Origin of the sequence: [Roseibacterium] beibuensis (assembly GCF_039542305.1) — a bacterium.
In the GTDB taxonomy this organism is placed as follows: domain Bacteria; phylum Pseudomonadota; class Alphaproteobacteria; order Rhodobacterales; family Rhodobacteraceae; genus Roseibacterium; species Roseibacterium beibuensis.
Genome location: NZ_BAABHW010000001.1, coordinates 36,367 through 53,617 on the forward strand (window position 1 = coordinate 36,367; position 17,251 = coordinate 53,617).

General features: G+C 61.0%; 17 protein-coding genes. 12 read left to right on the forward strand and 5 right to left on the reverse strand.

Annotated features, from left to right (window positions below; all coding sequences use genetic code 11):
• The first annotated feature begins 6 nt into the window (after positions 1-6).
• The 4 genes from ABD923_RS00170 (at position 7) to ABD923_RS00185 (ending at position 5,059) form a co-directional block, all read left to right on the forward strand.
• The gene (locus ABD923_RS00170) at positions 7-1,551 is read left to right on the forward strand and encodes a BCCT family transporter (RefSeq protein ID WP_259547360.1); all 1,545 of its coding nucleotides are present in this window, start codon (positions 7-9) and stop codon (positions 1,549-1,551) included.
• 109 nt (positions 1,552-1,660) lie between these two features.
• A complete protein-coding gene (locus ABD923_RS00175; protein WP_259547359.1) occupies positions 1,661-3,352 on the forward strand; it encodes a hypothetical protein in 1,692 nt (563 codons plus the stop codon).
• A complete protein-coding gene (locus tag ABD923_RS00180) occupies positions 3,349-3,999 on the forward strand; it encodes a DUF3726 domain-containing protein (protein WP_259547358.1) in 651 nt (216 codons plus the stop codon). The genes ABD923_RS00175 and ABD923_RS00180 overlap by 4 nt, the downstream gene beginning before the upstream one ends.
• Before the next feature lie 52 nt (positions 4,000-4,051).
• The gene (locus tag ABD923_RS00185; protein WP_259547357.1) at positions 4,052-5,059 is read left to right on the forward strand and encodes an Ldh family oxidoreductase; all 1,008 of its coding nucleotides are present in this window, start codon (positions 4,052-4,054) and stop codon (positions 5,057-5,059) included.
• Between the two features lie 274 nt (positions 5,060-5,333).
• On the opposite strand, the gene ABD923_RS00190 is transcribed toward ABD923_RS00185, so the two are convergent.
• From ABD923_RS00190 to ABD923_RS00210, 5 genes are all read right to left on the reverse strand, one after another.
• Positions 5,334-5,579, reverse strand: coding sequence for a hypothetical protein (locus tag ABD923_RS00190; RefSeq protein ID WP_259547356.1), 246 nt, complete (start codon positions 5,577-5,579; stop codon positions 5,334-5,336).
• A 96-nt stretch (positions 5,580-5,675) separates the two neighbouring features.
• A complete protein-coding gene (locus ABD923_RS00195) occupies positions 5,676-6,065 on the reverse strand; it encodes a response regulator (RefSeq protein ID WP_259547355.1) in 390 nt (129 codons plus the stop codon).
• Positions 6,066-6,753: 688 nt separating this feature from the next.
• Positions 6,754-7,095, reverse strand: a complete 342-nt coding sequence (locus tag ABD923_RS00200) for an Hpt domain-containing protein (RefSeq protein ID WP_345229367.1) — start codon at positions 7,093-7,095, stop codon at positions 6,754-6,756.
• Positions 7,088-8,083 carry a response regulator gene (locus ABD923_RS00205; RefSeq protein WP_259547353.1) on the reverse strand — a complete coding sequence of 332 codons (996 nt, stop codon included), beginning with the start codon at positions 8,081-8,083 and terminating at the stop codon, positions 7,088-7,090. Before ABD923_RS00205 ends, ABD923_RS00200 begins: the two co-directional genes overlap by 8 nt.
• A gap of 11 nt (positions 8,084-8,094) precedes the next feature.
• Positions 8,095-9,204: a response regulator gene (locus ABD923_RS00210; RefSeq protein ID WP_259547352.1), complete on the reverse strand. Its 1,110-nt coding sequence runs from the start codon at positions 9,202-9,204 to the stop codon at positions 8,095-8,097.
• Positions 9,205-9,897: 693 nt separating this feature from the next.
• Here ABD923_RS00210 and ABD923_RS00215 point away from each other — a divergent pair.
• The 8 genes from ABD923_RS00215 (at position 9,898) to trpB (ending at position 17,047) form a co-directional block, all read left to right on the forward strand.
• Positions 9,898-10,578, forward strand: coding sequence for an N-acyl amino acid synthase FeeM domain-containing protein (locus tag ABD923_RS00215; protein WP_259547351.1), 681 nt, complete (start codon positions 9,898-9,900; stop codon positions 10,576-10,578).
• A 251-nt stretch (positions 10,579-10,829) separates the two neighbouring features.
• Entirely contained in the window at positions 10,830-11,609 is a 780-nt protein-coding gene (locus tag ABD923_RS00220; RefSeq protein WP_259547350.1) for a class I SAM-dependent methyltransferase, read from the forward strand.
• 97 nt (positions 11,610-11,706) lie between these two features.
• Complete coding sequence (locus tag ABD923_RS00225; protein WP_259547349.1) at positions 11,707-13,035, forward strand: sensor histidine kinase; 1,329 nt, start codon at positions 11,707-11,709, stop codon at positions 13,033-13,035.
• Between the two features lie 320 nt (positions 13,036-13,355).
• Complete coding sequence (gene ihfB / locus ABD923_RS00230) at positions 13,356-13,643, forward strand: integration host factor subunit beta (RefSeq protein WP_222189419.1); 288 nt, start codon at positions 13,356-13,358, stop codon at positions 13,641-13,643.
• A gap of 31 nt (positions 13,644-13,674) precedes the next feature.
• On the forward strand, positions 13,675-14,034 hold the full coding sequence (locus tag ABD923_RS00235; RefSeq protein ID WP_259547462.1) for a LapA family protein: 360 nt from the start codon (positions 13,675-13,677) through the stop codon (positions 14,032-14,034).
• Positions 14,035-14,044: 10 nt separating this feature from the next.
• Complete coding sequence (locus tag ABD923_RS00240; protein WP_259547348.1) at positions 14,045-14,701, forward strand: phosphoribosylanthranilate isomerase; 657 nt, start codon at positions 14,045-14,047, stop codon at positions 14,699-14,701.
• Entirely contained in the window at positions 14,698-15,738 is a 1,041-nt protein-coding gene (locus ABD923_RS00245) for a hypothetical protein (protein WP_259547347.1), read from the forward strand. The genes ABD923_RS00240 and ABD923_RS00245 overlap by 4 nt, the downstream gene beginning before the upstream one ends.
• A gap of 79 nt (positions 15,739-15,817) precedes the next feature.
• Positions 15,818-17,047, forward strand: a complete 1,230-nt coding sequence (trpB, locus tag ABD923_RS00250; RefSeq protein ID WP_259547345.1) for a tryptophan synthase subunit beta — start codon at positions 15,818-15,820, stop codon at positions 17,045-17,047.
• Positions 17,048-17,251 lie beyond the last annotated feature (204 nt).

Consider the following 17,251-nt stretch of genomic DNA (forward strand, 5'->3'; position numbering starts at 1 on the left):
TGACACATGAACGACACGACCCTTCAACAGCCCCTGCGGGACAGGAAGGTGAATATGCCACTTTTCCTGATCTCCGGCGGCTTCATCGCCCTGTTCGGCCTTGCGGCCCTGATCGATCTGGATGCGCTTTCTGGCGCTGTCGATTGGGGCTTCAACATCGCCGCGACCTATTTCGGACTTTACTGGCAGGTATTGCTGCTGGCGACCTTCCTGATCGGTCTGCTGCTGTGCGTTCTGCCCGGCGGGCGCGCCATCATGGGCGGGTTGGCCACACCCGAATTCACCATGTTCCAATGGGGCTCGATGATCATGTGCACCCTGCTTGCGGGGGGCGGCGTTTTCTGGGCCGCGGGTGAGCCGATTGCGCATTTCCTGTATTCCCCGCCGCTCTACGGGGCAGAGGGCGCGACACCCGCCGCGGTGAACCCCGCCATCGCCCAAAGCTTCATGCATTGGGGCTTTCTCGCATGGGCAATCCTGGGCTCGCTGTCCACCGTGATGCTGATGCATTACCACTATGAAAAGGGGCTGCCGCTGGCCCCGCGTACGCTGCTTTATCCCGTGTTCGGGGACCGCGCGATCAACGGGCCAATCGGCCTGATCGCGGATGCATGCTCGATCATTGCCGTGGTCGCGGGCACTGTCGGGCCAATCGGCTTTCTTGGGTTGCAGGTCAGCTACGGACTGGCCGACCTGTTCGGTATTCCCAACGTCTTCGCCACGCAGTTCGTGGTGATTGCAGGTCTTGTCGCGGTCTACACGATCTCGGCCATGACCGGCCTGTCGCGCGGCATCCAACTGCTGTCGAAACTGAACGTCCTGCTGGCCGGATTGCTGTTGCTGTTCGTACTGATCGCCGGTCCGACCGGGTTCATCTTTGGCTCGTTCTTTTCGGGCTTTGGCACCTACCTCGCCAATTTCTTCCAGATGGCGCTGTATCGTGGCGAGGCGGGCGTTTTCGGCGATCCCGGCTGGCTTGGCTGGTGGACGGTCTTTTTCTGGGGCTGGTTCATGGGCTACGGCCCGCTGATGGCAATGTTCATCGCACGTGTGTCGCGGGGGCGGTCCATCCGGTCGATCATCATCATGCTGTCCATCGTGGCGCCCATCGTGACGAATTTCTGGTTCACGATCGTGGGCGGCACGGGCATCGCGATGGAACTGGCCGACCCGGGCAGCATCTCGACCGCGTTCGAGGGGTTCAACCTGCCGGCAGCCCTGTTGGCGATCACGTCGAACCTGCCGATGGGCTTTCTTGTGTCGCTGCTGTTCTTGGTGCTGACCACCATCTTCGTGGCCACGACGGGTGACTCGATGAGTTACATGATCGCCTCGACCATGAGCACCGCGGAAACGCCGCCCGCCGCCATCCGCGTATTCTGGGGCGTGGCCATGGGTGTCATGGCCCTGATCCTGATCTCGGTCGGGTCGGGCGGAGTATCCAAACTGCAAAGCTTCATCGTCGTGACCGCCGTGCCGGTATCGCTGCTGTTGCTGCCCTCGCTTTGGGATGCGCTGCGGATCACGCTGGCCAAAGGCAAGGTCCAGTAAGGCCCGCGCGGGCGCAGACCCCTGCGCCCGCGCCCACTATCCTGCCCGACCCAAGACACCTACCAACACCGACACGCCCTGCGCCTCAAGACAGCAAAGGTCCGACCGCATGACCGAGATCCCCATCCGCGAACCCGATCTGGTGATGCGCCTTGCCCGCCTTGGGTCGCTGCACCAATCGCGCCTGTCCTTCATGCGTATCCTCACCCGCCGTATGGCCCGCGAAGGCTGGCGGTTCGAGCAGACCTGCTTCGAGATCGACGACCGCGGTATCGGTCATGCGGTCTATACCGCCCACACCCCGGATCGCGCGTATTCGCTGATCGCCTTTGCCCATGACCTGCCTGCCGAGAAACGCTCGGACCGTGTCATCGCCGAGGCCTGGGATGCAACCTTTACCCTGTTCGATGGCATCCCCGATGCCGAGGATATCGACCGCCTCGCACGGAACATCCCTCTGCAAGAGGCAGGCCGCGTGACAAGCACGGAACTGTCTGTCTCGCGCGCCAACCGGTCGGTCCGGCTATGGGAACACGTGGTCAGCCGCCTGTCTGCCGGGCAACAGCCCGCGCGCGACCAGATCGACGCGGTGGGTTACCTGATGCGCACCACCGCCGTCTACGGGTCGGGAAAACTGGGCGCGGCGGATCGCGAAATGATCGCGGAACGTCCCGAATTCAGCGTGCCCTTTCAGGTCGAGATGCTGTCGGTTTTCCTGACGCGCTGGTTTGTCATCGACCTTGTTCAGCACATGGCGCACTGCCGGGCCGCCGAACGCGGCGCGACGGCAGCAACGTTGGAGCCCGCCATTGCGCGGTCTATCGGAATCGGCAATTCCACAGGCCTTGGCATGGCGCCCTTCCTGCTGAATCACCCCGTTTTGTTTCACAACTGGATCGCAGCCCGCGAAACCGCGCTGAGCCGCGTGCGCAGCATCGCGCAAGCCACCCCCGACGAGGTTTCCCGTTTTCGCACGCTGTTCGACCGCGCCCGAATACTGGTCGACATGTGGCACTCGGACCACCCGGTGCAGGTCGCGAAACTGTCCGCGCTGCACAATGATACCAACCTGATCGCAAGCTACCTGCAAAGGATCAGCCTGTCCGCGCCCTATGCATGGGATGCGCTTTACAATTGGGCCGAAGAGACCCTGTCGCTGGAAGGGCAGGAATGGATCGTCTCACTGATGCTTGAACCCTACGGTACGCTTGTCGATGATCTGGCCCAGACCATGTCCGCCGACAACACGGCGACCTTTCGCATCGCGGGCGCCATGCGCATCGAAGATCTGCGCACCCTGCTGCGCCACATCTATGCATGGGCAATCGACATCGACTGGACAGACCCGGCCAACCGGGCCCGAGCGTGGTATGTTTCAGAGGAAAAGCTGGAACCCCGACTGGGCGAGCGGTTCGAGGAACCGATCGAGGAATATGAGCAACCCCTTGCGCCGGGGCGTGACGCCGCCGCGCTTCATGCCGCGCTGCGCCATTGGCCGGACGATGCGCCGGTGGCCGAATTCCTTCTGCGTCATCCCGAACACCGCCACATCGTGCGCCGCACTCAGATTGTCGGCCGCGCGCCTTATGCCGAGATTCGCGACAACACCATATCCGGCGCGGTTATGCCCATCGACATGCTGCGCTGCAAACTGGCGTTTTTCGGCGCGACCCAGTTCGACCCCAGATCGGATCGCTGGGTGCGCATCTGCATGTATCGCAACGCCCCTCTGCCCAAGGACCTGTCGCGCGACACTGCCGATCTTTGGGTATATCCCGACCTGAAGGACACCATGGCATGACCCATTCCCTCAACGAGATCGAGGCCATGAGCAAACGCGCCGCGCGCGGAGCCGGCTTGTCCTGGGGCCTTGCGGAAGAGGCCGCCAAGGGTACGCGCTGGCTATCGTCATACGATTTGCCGGGGGCCGATCTGCTGGCTGATCTGCTTGAAATGAACGACCGGCTGCCGCCCATAGACCTGTCACCGGTGTCGCTGCGCGATGCAGTCTGGCATGCGCCGGCACACCGCATGAACCCGCTGATCGCCGGGGCCTCGCTCAGCGATTGCGCCGTAACATTGATGGAGCGCGGCGAGATTTCCATGGAAAACGTCTGCGTCCCGCTGCTGAGCGTGCCGTTCATGGGGGGCGCGGCGTTGCGGCTGGGCCATCCCGTTGCTGCCGAATGGCGCGGGGCACGGATCGCCACAGATGGACGGCGACTGTGTTTGCAGGGGGAGGGCGCGGCCCTTCGGGTCAAGATGGCCGCGAAGGTGGTGTTCAGGGCCCCCGCCGAAATGAAAGGTCATCTGGAACCCGTGGTGCGCGCGCATGTCTCCGCCGCCACGTGGGACCGGCTTGCCGCATTCGCCCACAGAACCTTTGCCCCCGCGACGGAACTCAGCCGCCTGCTCGGCGCTGGCGCAGGGGTCGATGACAACGATTGACCCACGGCTGCCGCGCGCAATCGCGCCAGTTGGGGATTGGAAGGAACCTGACATGACTGACACAGAAACCCTCAGCCTCACCGAGATCGAGGACCTTGCCTTTCGCGCATTGGTGAAGGCCGGCACAACCCCCGAGAATGCCCGCCCGCTCGCCGCCGCGACCGCGATGACCGAGGCCGATGGCATCGCTTCGCATGGCTTGGCCTATATCCCGATCTACGCCCAGCACGTTCAATGCGGCAAGGTCGACGGTCGGGCCAAGCCCACGCTCAGCCGCCCTAGCGCCGCCGTGATCCGCGTCGATGCGGCGACCGGCTTTGCACATCCGGCCATTGATATGGGATTTGACGCCTTGGTGCCGATGGCGCGCGACTTGGGTGTCGGTGTTCTGGCAATCCATAACTCTTACAACTGCGGCGTGTTGGGCGTGCATACGCGCCGCTTGGCCGAGGCAGGTTTGCTTGGCATCGGCTTTACCAATGCGCCCGCTTCGATTGCACCTGCGGGGGGCAAAAAACCGGTGGTCGGGACCAACCCGATATCGGTCGCGGCTCCTGGCACCGACGGTTCTGCCGCCGTGCTGATCGACCAATCCGCCAGCACCATCGCCAAAAGCGAGGTCATGAAATACGCGCGCGAGGGCAAGTCGGTGCCTGAAGGTTGGGTGCTGGATGCCGACGGACATCCCACCACCGATCCTGAATCGGGGCTGAAAGGGTCCATGGTGCCCTCGGGCGGCTATAAAGGGGTCGGCATCGCCCTGATGGTCGAGATGATGGCCGCCACGATGACTGGGGCGACTTTGGGCTCGGTTGCCAGCCCGTTTTCCGGTACGGCAGGTGGCCCGCCGCGCACTGGGCAATTCTTTATTGCCATCAATCCCGAGGCAACATCTGATGGCGCGTATCAGGCTCGTTTGAGCGATCTGATTGCATCCTTTCAAGATCAGGATGGCGCGCGCCTACCGGGCGATGCCCGTCGCGCGTTCCGAGCACGGGCCGAAGCGGAAGGCGTTGCGGTCAATGCGACCCTCCTTGAAAAGGTGCGCGCGCTGGCCTGACCGACGTCAGGCCGCCGCCGTCCGGATGCCGGACATCGCTTGAATCATGGGCTGGGGCGCCTCGGGCGGCGCTGAGGGAGCAACCGAACGAGGTCGTGCCGTCCATCAACGCAACCGCAAGCCGCGTCGTGTTGCACGAATCTTGGGCGATCATCCCCAAAACGGGCCGGTTGCCGGGCATCGATGGCAAGGCCAGGATGTCGAAATCCGGTGGCAAAGCCATTGCCTTGTCCGGGCCGCCCGTGGAAATCCGCAGGTCTGTCAGAGAGGTGTTTCAGATCCTAACCACCTGCGTGTTGAACGCCGCGGCTGTATCGAGGGCAATTTGGTTTTCACCCAATTCGACGCCTTCGACCCCGTTCAGGACGGGCTTGCCGAACTCAAGGCACACCATCACCGTAGCGGACTTGGCGACGGCAAGGTCACAGCGCGGCGGGAAGCTATTCTTCAGGACCATATCGCTCCAATTCGTGAGCGCAGGGCAAAACTCTCTGAGGAGAATAAATTCGGCGAGTCTCACGCGGCCGCGCCTCACGCATGCCGGGGAAACGCATGCGGGGGGCTCTGGCATGCATGAGCCTGGAGACGCTGGCGGATCGGCGCAGCCGGTCATTCCTTAACGCTGGCTATCGCCCCAGATGCTTTTGATTTCGCTTCCTAACGTCATGGGATCGAACGGCTTTGTGATGACAGCGGTTGCACCTTCGGCCACGAGCTGTTCGGTAAACTCAGATTCTGCTTTTGCCGTGACGAACACGACCGGGACATGCGTGAGTGCCCCTTCCTTTGCCAGTTCGGTGGCCAAGGTTTGGCCTGACATGCCTGGCATCATCACGTCCAGAAGGATGAGTTGGGGCCGGAAATCAGAGGCTTTCTCCAACGCCTCTTGCCCTGACGCGCATTGCAGCAGTTCGAAACTGTCTACGATTTCAAGCGCAAGCTGGACGATGGCGCGAATATCCTCGTCATCGTCGACGTGCAGGATGCGTTTCAGTTCTTCGGCCATGTTATTCCCTGAGAATCAATGGCTTAAGGTTGAGCTTCGGGGACTCGAACACTCGTTACACATCTGCTCTTCGAAAATTCCAGTCGGTGAGTTCCTCGTGAGAGAAACTGCTGCGCCGGCCCTCAAAGACACTCTTTGGTCCGTTCAGTATGCGACCGCAAAGATGAGATGGCTAAGACCGTCGCGCGATAGCGACCGTGGCCGGTAGAGGCTCTACCCCCTGCCAAACCGTTGGTCACCTCCGAAAACAGATACTCGAAGAAATCGGTGCGGCGGTGCCTTGCCACGGAACCTTCATCCAGCCGCGACCCAAACCCAAGTGATACTACTCCGATCGGGAAGATTGAGCAATCGCCCGACGACGCGCGGCGCGTCGATCTCGCGGAGCGGTGCGGGCGTGTGCGGTGGCTCCTGCTATTTCCGACCGGATCCTTCATCGTAGCCACGTCCAGTCGACCTGCCGCTGGGCTTTCATCCAGCCGCAAGCCGAAGCCGGTTGACCTTTTCGCCGGTCGGCGTTGGTTGAACGACTGCGCGATGTGCGCCGCTGCATCCTCGCACAGGGGTGTGGCTGCTCGCGTAACACCGGATCGGCCCGAAAGAAGCCTGGGGCCCGGCAATCAAAGGTCATGGGCGTCGGATGTTGGTTGTTTTCAAGGCGCAGCGGGTGGATTGGCCTCTGTTTGGTTCAGGGCAACTCCGCTTCAAGCAGGTCCAGCAGGTATTCGATCCTTGAATCGAATTCCTCGAACATCCTCCAGGAAAAGCTGTGTTGGAGTGCGTTCTGTAAGCGCGCGTCCAGTTGCGCGGCTTCCTCTCCGATGGCGTGAAAGCCAAACGATGCGGCAGTGCCTGCAAGGCGATGAACTTCATGGATCACGACCGCCAAAGCGTTTTCGGCCTGTTCTGGGTCTTTGGCAGCAATCCAGCAGGTTTCGATTTTGATGATACGCTCGTCAAGGTTTTTCCGGAACTCGTCTCTGAGGCGCGCTAGATGTTCTTCGACCAGCTTGTACTTCGCACTATCCAATGACACCTGCATATTTTCTCACACTTCCATGTACTGACTGTTCTAACTTGTTACTGTCCGAAAAGTTAGCTTTCCTGGCCGACGCAATAGCCCGTGTGATCATTTTCGTCGGCTTCTCCAGACTCAACAACCTCACGGTGGCCGGTTTGCCCATGACGACGTCAGGCAGACGCAACCCGGCACCCTCATACACCGGATCAAGTTGGGATATCATGTCTGCGATCTCCCAACGAACGTTTTCCCACTCGTCCGCGGTCTTCGCGTTTGTGACCGCCACGAAAAGGCCACTGCCGGTGTAAGCCAGCAAATGCGGTGTCCGCCCAAGCGCGCTGCTGATCACAGTTGCCGTATCGGCCATGATATCCGAAAAATCCAAACCCCCGAGTTCATCCAGAAGCGCGCGGGCGTTGGCGACGCGGAACCCAACGGCCGCACTGGATTTCAGGCGAATGTTCCCCAGTTTGAGAAGGTAGTTTTCGATTGCCATCACGCTGGTCAGGCAATCCGGTTCATCGATCAGGTAAGGCTTGTCAAAGGCGAAGGACACCGACTGACCGGCATCGGCGTCGACCACGCTTTGGTTTAGAAGCTGCGTCTGCCGCCTCGCTTCCGCGAGGCTTTGGGCCATGGAGAGGCGCGCTTGCAGCTCGACGGGTTTGAGCGGTTTGGTGATGTAGTCGTTGGCGCCGGCAAGAAACGCGTTATCGATCGACGCTTTTTCCGCATTTGCCGTGATCATGATGATCGGCGTGTATCGGAACCGTTCGATGGCACGGATGCGACGGACAAGCTCGATGCCGTTCATCGGTGCCATCTGGATGTCGACCAGAAAGCAATCGAAGTTGTTTCCGGGAACGCTCAGGAACTCCAGCGCCTGCTTTGCAGAGGTGGTGTATTTCGCGTTTGTATAGCCGATTTCCCTTAGCGCTGCAGACAGCAGTTCGCAGAAGAGAAGTTCGTCGTCGACAGCAAGGATCTCCATATCCATGTGAGGCATCCTTACTCGTTCTGAACGCGGCTATAGGGTCGCTTGGGCCAGCGATCGTCGTTGCGATCATCCATGAGCGACGTCAGCAGGTCCGAGTAGGCGCTTTTTTCCAGACGTGCCTCCTCGGGGTGACGCCGCATGAGCGATCGGGGCCGCTGTTGCCTTGCGTGCATGTCCTGGCCGTAAACGTCGCCATGGGCGACGCTGCGCGCCTCGGCGCTCAAGACCGCCGTGGCAAGCGCATCAAGCGCATCTGCATAGGCCCCTTGGCCAAGTGGGACTTCCTGGCCAACCAGCAGAAGAACGGGCGTCTGCGATCGCTCTTCCGCGAGGTCCTGGCAAAGCGTGTTCAGGGTCGTCTCACGATCGGCACTCGGCCACAGCTTCATCCGCCTTTCCAAGATGCAAAGAAACGTGCCGTCACCGCGGTAGGACATCACCCCCCCGTCTGCCAGAAGGGCGCCGCGAATGGCATCGCCGGCAAGGGTCAGCGCGGCCTCGAACTCTGACAAGGATCGCATGGCAGAAAGCCGATCTTCATCGGCGATCCGAACCGCGACGGTCGAGAGCCGCGCCCTAGGCGTTCGCACGAGCTGGCGGAGGCAGTTCTCAAATTCGACGTAGTCGATCAAACCCTCGACGCCATGCACCGGGACGGGGTCCCGGAACCAGTTCTTCCCCGTATCATTGGCATCGTTTCTGGCCTCGCCGAACCGGCTCGCCTGCTGACTTTGCCATGCCTTGTCCAAGGCAAGCCGTTGGGCCGCCTGCAGCCGCCGAGGCAGATCGTTCAGGTCAATCGGTTTGCTGACATAGTCAGTCGCCCCTGCCGAAAACGCTTGGTCGATTTCCTGCATCTCCTGCGAGGCCGTCATCATGACGATCGGCGTATGTTCATGCCCCGGCGATTGGCGGATCTGCCGAACGAGGGCGATCCCGTCCATGTCCGGCATCTTGATGTCGCACAAGAAGCAGTCGTAGGGGTCCTCTGCATCGGAGATCGCTTCAAGCGCCGCGACTGCCGAAGGGGCAGCGTTGACGTTGTGGTGCGTCGCAATACCGAGAAAGTGTGCGACGAGATCCAATGCAATCGGATCGTCATCAACCAACATAACCTTCATCACGTCTCCGAATCATCGGCCCCCACCGAAGTCTTCTTTTGTCGCTAATGATTTGGGCTGATTTTTGTCGGAGAAGAGACGTTTGCCGCGGGAGTTTGCCGTTTTCGCCTTTGGAATGACACTTTTCCTTGTGCCGTTCCTCCGCCTCCTCGGATGGCCGCGAAACCGACCTTCAAGCTATGCTCAACCCGGCTTCGCAACGTCGAAACCGAACCGCAAACCAATCCACCAGAGATACACTTGGACGAATGAACGCCCGGTCCGACCACATTTTGTAGCGGCAACGCATCCAAGAGCGGCTGGCGTTTTTCCGCCAGGTTCGCGGTCGAGGCCACTCAAAACTGCCTTTATTGTGTTCAAAATGGAAACAGTCAGCGGCTTATTTGTGCATTGTGGATAAAACCACTTGCAATGGTAACGTCGCAGTGTAACACGTTGATAAGACGGTAATCTATGCAACTCAAGCCATTCGCCGAAAGCGACGGGTCGTGGCAAGCATACCGTCACCGGCTTGCACCGATGCGCCCGTTCAACTTGTTACCGACTGGCCTCGCCAGCCCAAATGGACATTGCGATCCGATGCCACTGCGGCCGGTTTCAAGATCCTGACACAGCAACCCGTTGGTTGCGATGGTCGCGACCGCCTTGTGTGTCGCATCACGCCATAATCGCGCCCATGCGCAAGGAGCTCTCATGAACGAGCAGGTCATCAAGGCACTGAAGCACTCCCGCTACAGGGTTCTGACTGACAGTGAGAGTCTGAAGGAGGTCTATCGCCTGCGCTATAAGTGCTATCGCGCCGAGAATTCGATCGCCGAGGACGAGCGCGGGATCATGACCGACCCGTTCGACGAGACCGAGAACTGCGTCCAGGTCGCGGTCGAGATGGACGGCAAAATCCTCTCGGCTGTGCGCCTTCACATCGTGTCGGCGGCTTCGCCGATCTCGCCGACGGTGGAAGTCTTTCCCGAACTCAAGGAGAACCTGGAGCGCGGCGAAATAATCCTCGACCCGACGCGGTTCGTCGTGGACCCCATGGCGCGCCAGCAGCGCGTGCCGCTGAACTTCCTGACACTTCGCGTGCCGGTTCTGGCCACGATCTTCTACGACGTGGATATTGCACTGGCCCCCGTCAGGCCGGAACACAGCGCTTTCTATCGCCGCTACCTCGGTCATAAACCCGTTCTTGAACCGCGTGTTTACCCGGGATTGGCCAAGCGCATCGAACTTCTGATCGCCAAGCGTGAACAGCGCGATGCTGTTCTGGCGCGCACGCCGGTCTTTGGTCCGTTGGAGGACTTCCCGGACTCCAACGTCGATTTCCCCAAGCTTCCCGGCGTTTCCTCCAAGGTGGGTCGGTCGAGCGCAGCCTGACCGAGGCACGTCAACCTTTCTTGCACCCGAATGCACGCGCTCCGCGTTTGCTGGCGGTCGCCAGAGTGTATGCGGCCAGGCCCGGATTCCGGGGCCTTGCCTTGAATTGTGCAAAGAAACAGACCCTTCCTGCCCAAGAAAAGGCCGATTCCGGGGTCATTCCTTAACGCGGATCAAGTTCTTCCGCCGCTGAAGAGACGGGCCTGACACGGCTGAGGAACGTTCACACTTAAGCTGTGGAGTTATGGCGCATGCCTTCAGACGCTCTTGCCGGGGCCATCGCACGTTTGACATCAGGTCGGCCGAACTCGGCCCAGGCGTCGGCACCAACCAATTGGAGCGCCTACGCAACGGCCTATGACATGCTTGCCGAGTACAACCCAGCCTACCAAGAACTCGTGCAGGATTTCGCCGCGTTCCTTTCGGCGATCGAAGCGCCGGGCCTTATCTACGACATCGGCGGCGGCACCGGAAATTACACACAGGTCGCCGTCCGGTCCTGCCCGGCAAGCGAGATCCGCTTTGTCGAGCCGGACGATGGCATGATGTCAGCGGCGCGATCCAAACTTGCAGGCCATCCGAACATCACCTTCGACGGACGTCCGTTCGAAGCGATGGATGCGGCCGGTACGGCCGATCTCGTGATCTGCGTGCATGCGCTCTATGCCATGCCCCGCCCCGAGCAACGTCTCAGGGATCTTGCGCATTTGCTTCGCCCCGGTGGCTGGCTCTACCTGATCGACTTGGGCCGTTACCTCGATGTGGCGGAATGGCGGTGCTACCTGTTCGACCACCTGAAAAAGGAACACGGTCTCTTCAACGCGCTTCGGATCGCTTGGCACGCGCGCCAGATCGCCAGGCAAAACAAAGCCATCCTCACGGCTCAGAAAAAGGGTATCTACTGGACCCATTCCGAAGCCGAGTTCGCATCCCTCGTCACGTCCGCAGGTTTACAGATCCACCGGCAGCAACCGGTTTATCGCGGTTACAGTGATCTTCTGATTTGCAGTAAACCAGGGTCCATGGAATGAAGCGAAAGCAACAGAAATGATGGACTTGAAGGCGCTATGGTCAGCCCGGTCGCAGTGGTTTTCCTCGGCAGGCCGAGAGCGGCACATCAAGGATTACATGACCCTGACCAATCAGCTTGTCTGGAAGCGGCACGCGAGCTTTCTGACCGTAGCAGCATTGGCGGCCTTCTACTACGATCCCGTTCTGGCGGCAGCGTGCTACATTCTTATTGCACTGACCGAAGTTCTGGATGAGAGGCTGGGGCGCGAGTCTGCGGCGTGGGATGGTGTGGACTCTTCTGTGGGAGATTCGATCCTCAGGCGTATTGGCCGAAACACCGCCTTGAGCGCTACGGCCATCAGCATTTTCGTCATCAGCTTGGCGCTCCAACAGACATCCGGCGGGCATTTCACGCCACTCTTCTTCCTGTTCTCGGCATCGCTATTCGCGGCGATGTACAATAGCCAGATGATGAGCGTCCTGTTGCTGCGCCTCTCGATCTATGGCGTCGCCTTTCTTGTTATCGCCTTTCTCGATATCATCCGGTTCTTTCCACCGCTCGACTCTCACGTGTGGTTGGACTTTTTCACAATCATGTTGGTGCTCTATTTCTTGGCCGATATCTCTTTGAAGTTCTATCAGAACTACCAGAAGCAGCTGGAACAGCTGAAATTGATACGCGAGGAAAACGAACGCACGAAGGCCGCCTACGAGATCAAATCGCAGTTCCTGTCCACGGTCAGCCACGAGTTGCGCACGCCCCTGACCTCACTCAAGGCATCGCTCGACCTGGTGAACAAGGGCGCCCTCGGGGAAGTCCCCGAACATTTGAAACGCGCGATTGGCATTGCGGCCAAGAACGGAGAAACCCTTGCCGTCCTGATCGACGACCTGCTCGATCTGCAGAGAATCGAAGCTGGCGAGATGAAGTTCAGGTTCAAACCGGTGAACGTGAACGACCTCGTAACCGAAGCTGTCGAATCCACGGCCGATTTCGCCGCCAAGCTGGGGATCCAGGTCACGATAACGCCTTGTGTCGAAGATGGCCGCATCAACGGCGATCCAAGCCGCTTGATCCAGGTGATGAACAACCTGCTGTCGAACGCCCTCAAATTTTCAGAGGCGGGGAGCACGGTGAATGTGCGTGTGGAAACCCTTGGGAGCCGCATCCGCGTTTCGGTGGAAGACACCGGCGTTGGTATCCCCGAAGGTGCAAAAGAACGCGTGTTCGGCAAGTTCACCCAGGTCGACTCGTCCGATATCCGCAAGGTCGGCGGTACAGGCCTGGGGCTCAACATCGCCAAGCAGATCGTTGAGCGTCACGATGCCTCTATCGACTACGTGAGCGAACTGGGTGTCGGGACGACCTTTTTCCTGGATTTCGATCGGCTGGAAGACACGCAACACGAAAGGGGCAGTCTGCAAGCCCCCGCCAAAGTCGCGTGAAGCGGTTCCGTGGCGTTCCTGCACCTGCCGATGGACAGCAATAGCGTCATCCTCTTTCAAAACATCGCATCGCGAAGCGCTGTCGGCGCGATGGCGACGGTGAAGCGGAGATCGCCACCGAGGTCGAACGTTGCGCGAATCGCCCTTCAACGAAGGCAGGCCACAGCGCCACAGGAGCCCGTTTCGCAGGGGCAAAGGTCAGAAAGAGGGCGTTGAAACAGCCGCTTGGCTCGTTTTCGGGCAGCTTTCACAGTATCAAATCGCACGCTGTCGACGTATAGTGCTGCCTTAGCGGCGCTGCCAAGCCGGGAGGAAACAACATGATACGCTCGGAACTGATTCAGAAGCTGGCCGACGAAAACCCGCATCTCTACCAGCGGGACGTCGAACGCATCGTGAATGCGATCTTCGAGGAAATCATCGAGGCGATGGCAAATGGAAACCGCGTCGAATTGCGCGGGTTCGGGGCGTTTTCGGTCAAGAAACGCGACGCGCGCGTGGGCCGCAACCCTCGCACCGGCGAGAGTGTCGAGGTCGAGGAAAAACACGTACCTTTCTTCAAGGCCGGGAAGCTGCTACGCGACAGGCTGAACGGCCAGGACGCGTGACTACTGCAACCCGGGGGTGGGCATGAAACTTATCCGCTACATGAAGTACCTGTTTCTCATCGTGGTCGCGATCGGCCTCGTCGTTCTGGCGATGGCGAACCGCGATCCGGTCTCCCTGACGATCCTGCCAAGTGAGTTGGCGTTATGGACCGGGGTCGATTACGCGATCGAGCTGCCGCTGTTTCTCGTGATCCTCGGCGGTTTCGTGACCGGCGCGCTGGTCGGCTTTATCTGGGAATGGCTGCGCGAGCATCGCCACCGGGCGGCTGCGGCCACCAACAAGCGCGAGGCGCGCAAGCTGGAACGCGAGGTCGAGACGCTCAAGGGCCAGAAGAACGAGCACAAGGACGAGGTGCTGGCCCTCATCGAGGACGCGAGCCCCGCCCGCTGATCCACGCGCCATGTCGGTTTCCGTCAAGATCTGCGGCCTGACGCGGCCCGAAGACGTGGCGTCCGCCGCCAAGGCGGGCGCGCGTTACGTCGGCTTCGTGTTCTTTGCGAAATCCCCGCGCCATGTCTCGGTCGAGCAGGCGCGGGCGCTGGCGCTCGGCGTGCCGCCGGGCGTGGCCAAGGTGGCGCTGACAGTCGATGCCGATGACTCGGTGCTGGACGAGATCGTCGCGCGCGTGCCGCTGGACATGCTGCAATTGCATGGGCACGAAAGCCCCGAGCGGGTGGCCGAGTTGCGCGCGCGCCATGGCCTGCCCGTGATGAAGGCCATCGGCATTCGGGATACGACCGATCTGGCCGAGATCGACCGCTACGCGTCCGTGGCCGACCAGCTTCTGATCGACGCGAAACCGCCCGAGGGGGCCGACCTGCCCGGCGGCAATGGGCTGGCCTTTGACTGGCGGCTTCTGGCTGGGCGCAAATACTGGACGGTGCCGTGGATGCTGGCCGGTGGCCTGACGCCCGAGAACGCCGCCGAGGCGGCGCGCCTGACCGGGGCGCAGCAGGTGGACGTGTCCTCCGGGGTCGAGGCGGCCCCCGGCGTGAAGGATGCAGGCAAGATCGCGCGGTTCATCCAGCACGTGCAGGGTGAAGGCACGTCCCCATGACGAGCAGGCTGATCCTCCATCTTGGCCTGAACAAGACCGGGACGACGAGTATCCAGCGTAGTTTCCAATCCCTCGACGAACCCGGCTTGCTTTACCTCGATGCCGGTGCACCGAACCATTCCCGCCTGATGATCAACTACGGACGGCACCTGAGCGGGCAACCGCTTGAGCCGCTGGCAGAGCGCGATGTCCCTTTGGCGCCGGAAGTTGGGTTGCAAACATTACTCGACGCGCTCGACGACCCGAAGCCGGGCACACTTGTGATCTCGGCCGAGTTCCTGTCGGCACCCCGGTTAAGCCACGCGTCGCCGGCCGACATGGTCGCCGATTTTCGGCGCCGCGTAGAGGATGTTCGCGCCTTGGTCTATGTGCGGGAACCGATCTCCTACATGCGCAGCGTTTTGCAGCAGGGCATCAAGCGAAACGGCAAGTTGCGGATGGACCCCGCGTATTACTATCCGCGCTTTCGCACCCGTCTGGCGCCTTGGGAAGAGGCACTGGGCCGTGATGCGATCAGCTATGCGATCTTCGACCGTGCGAGTTTCGCAGGGGGCGATTTGTTGACCGATTTTGCCAATCGGATCGGGGCGCGCGCCGTGCCGGAACGTGTGGAAGCAAACCCATCATTGTCGGCAGAGGCATTCGCCCTGTTCTACGCGCTGCGAAAGTTCCGGGAAACCGAAGCCCCGACTGATGTCAGCGATGCCGATATGCGCCGTGCGCTGGCTGATCTTATGCAGGTCAAAGGGCGAGATTTCGAATTCGCGCCCGACGGTTGCCGAGAGGTCATTGCCGCACACGCGGCTGACCTGGCCTGGATGGAAGACCGGGTGGGGCGCCCGCTTCCCGCCTATCGCCCGCCCGAGGATGCCATCGTGTTTAACACCGAAGCTGATGTGCTGGCCTATGCCGAGCATTTGGGGTTCGACCCACATGCCTTGCTGTGTCGTGCCGCATCTCGACGCCGCGCGCCGGCGCAAAGTCTGCGCCGCAAGCTTGCCCGGCTCTGGACGGCGACCCGGCAAGCGCCGGAATGAACCGGAACGACGACGGGGCCCATGGCAAACCCCGCATGACTGCCCTAGAACATGGTCAACACCGATATTGAGGACCGACATGGCCAACGACCTTCCCAACTCCTTCATGACCGGGCCCGACGAGAAGGGGCGCTTCGGCGATTTCGGGGGGCGGTTCGTCTCCGAGACGTTGATGCCGCTGATCCTGGAACTGGAGCAGCAATACGAGCACGCCAAGACCGACCAGAGCTTCTGGGACGAGATGGATTTCCTGTGGAAGCACTATGTCGGCCGTCCCAGTCCGCTGTATTTCGCGGAACGCCTGACCGAACGGCTGGGCGGGGCGAAGATCTATTTCAAACGCGACGAGCTGAACCACACCGGCGCGCACAAGATCAACAACGTGCTGGGCCAGATCATCCTGGCCCGCCGCATGGGCAAGACCCGGATCATCGCCGAAACCGGCGCGGGCCAGCACGGTGTGGCCACGGCAACGGTTTGCGCGAAGTTCGGGCTGAAATGCATTGTCTACATGGGCGCCACGGATGTGGAGCGTCAGGCCCCCAACGTGTTCCGCATGAAGCTGCTGGGGGCCGAGGTGGTGCCGGTGACCTCTGGCCGCGGCACGTTGAAGGATGCGATGAATGATGCCCTGCGCGACTGGGTGACCAATGTGCGCGACACGTTCTATTGCATCGGCACGGTGGCCGGCCCGCACCCCTATCCGGCGATGGTCCGTGATTTCCAGGCGATCATCGGCAAGGAAACCAGGGAACAGATCACCGAGGCCGAGGGCCGCCTGCCCGACACGATCATCGCGGCCATCGGCGGCGGCTCGAACGCGATGGGGCTGTTCTACCCGTTCCTCGACGACAAGTCGGTCAACATCATCGGCGTCGAGGCCGGGGGCCACGGTGTGAACGAGAAGATGGAGCATTGCGCGTCACTGACCGGTGGGCGTCCGGGCGTGCTGCACGGCAACCGCACCTACCTGTTGCAGGACGAGGACGGACAGATCCTCGAAGGCCATTCCATCTCGGCGGGTCTCGATTACCCCGGTATCGGGCCGGAGCATTCCTGGCTGCACGAGATCGGGCGCGCGGAGTATGTCTCGATCACCGACAAGGAAGCGCTGGAGGCGTTCCAACTGTCCTGTGAGACCGAGGGGATCATCCCGGCGTTGGAGCCCAGCCACGCGCTGGCCCATGTCGCCAAGATCGCGCCGGATCTGCCCAAGGACCACCTGATCGTGATGAACATGTGCGGCCGGGGCGACAAGGATATCTTCACCGTCGCCCGCGCGCTGGGCTGGGACATCGAGGGCGGCTGATCCCGCCCATATCTGTAGGCTGTCAAAGGCCCCCGCGTTCATGGCGATGCGGGGGCCTTGTTTTTCAGGAAAACGCAGCCCGTAAACCCAAGGTATATGGGCATAGCGCCGGGGTTTATGGCACCGGGTCTAAACCCCGTGGCAATGGCTGGGGGAGGTGCCGCCGGTCAGTCTGACGAGGAGCGGGCCATTCAGGTTCGCCAG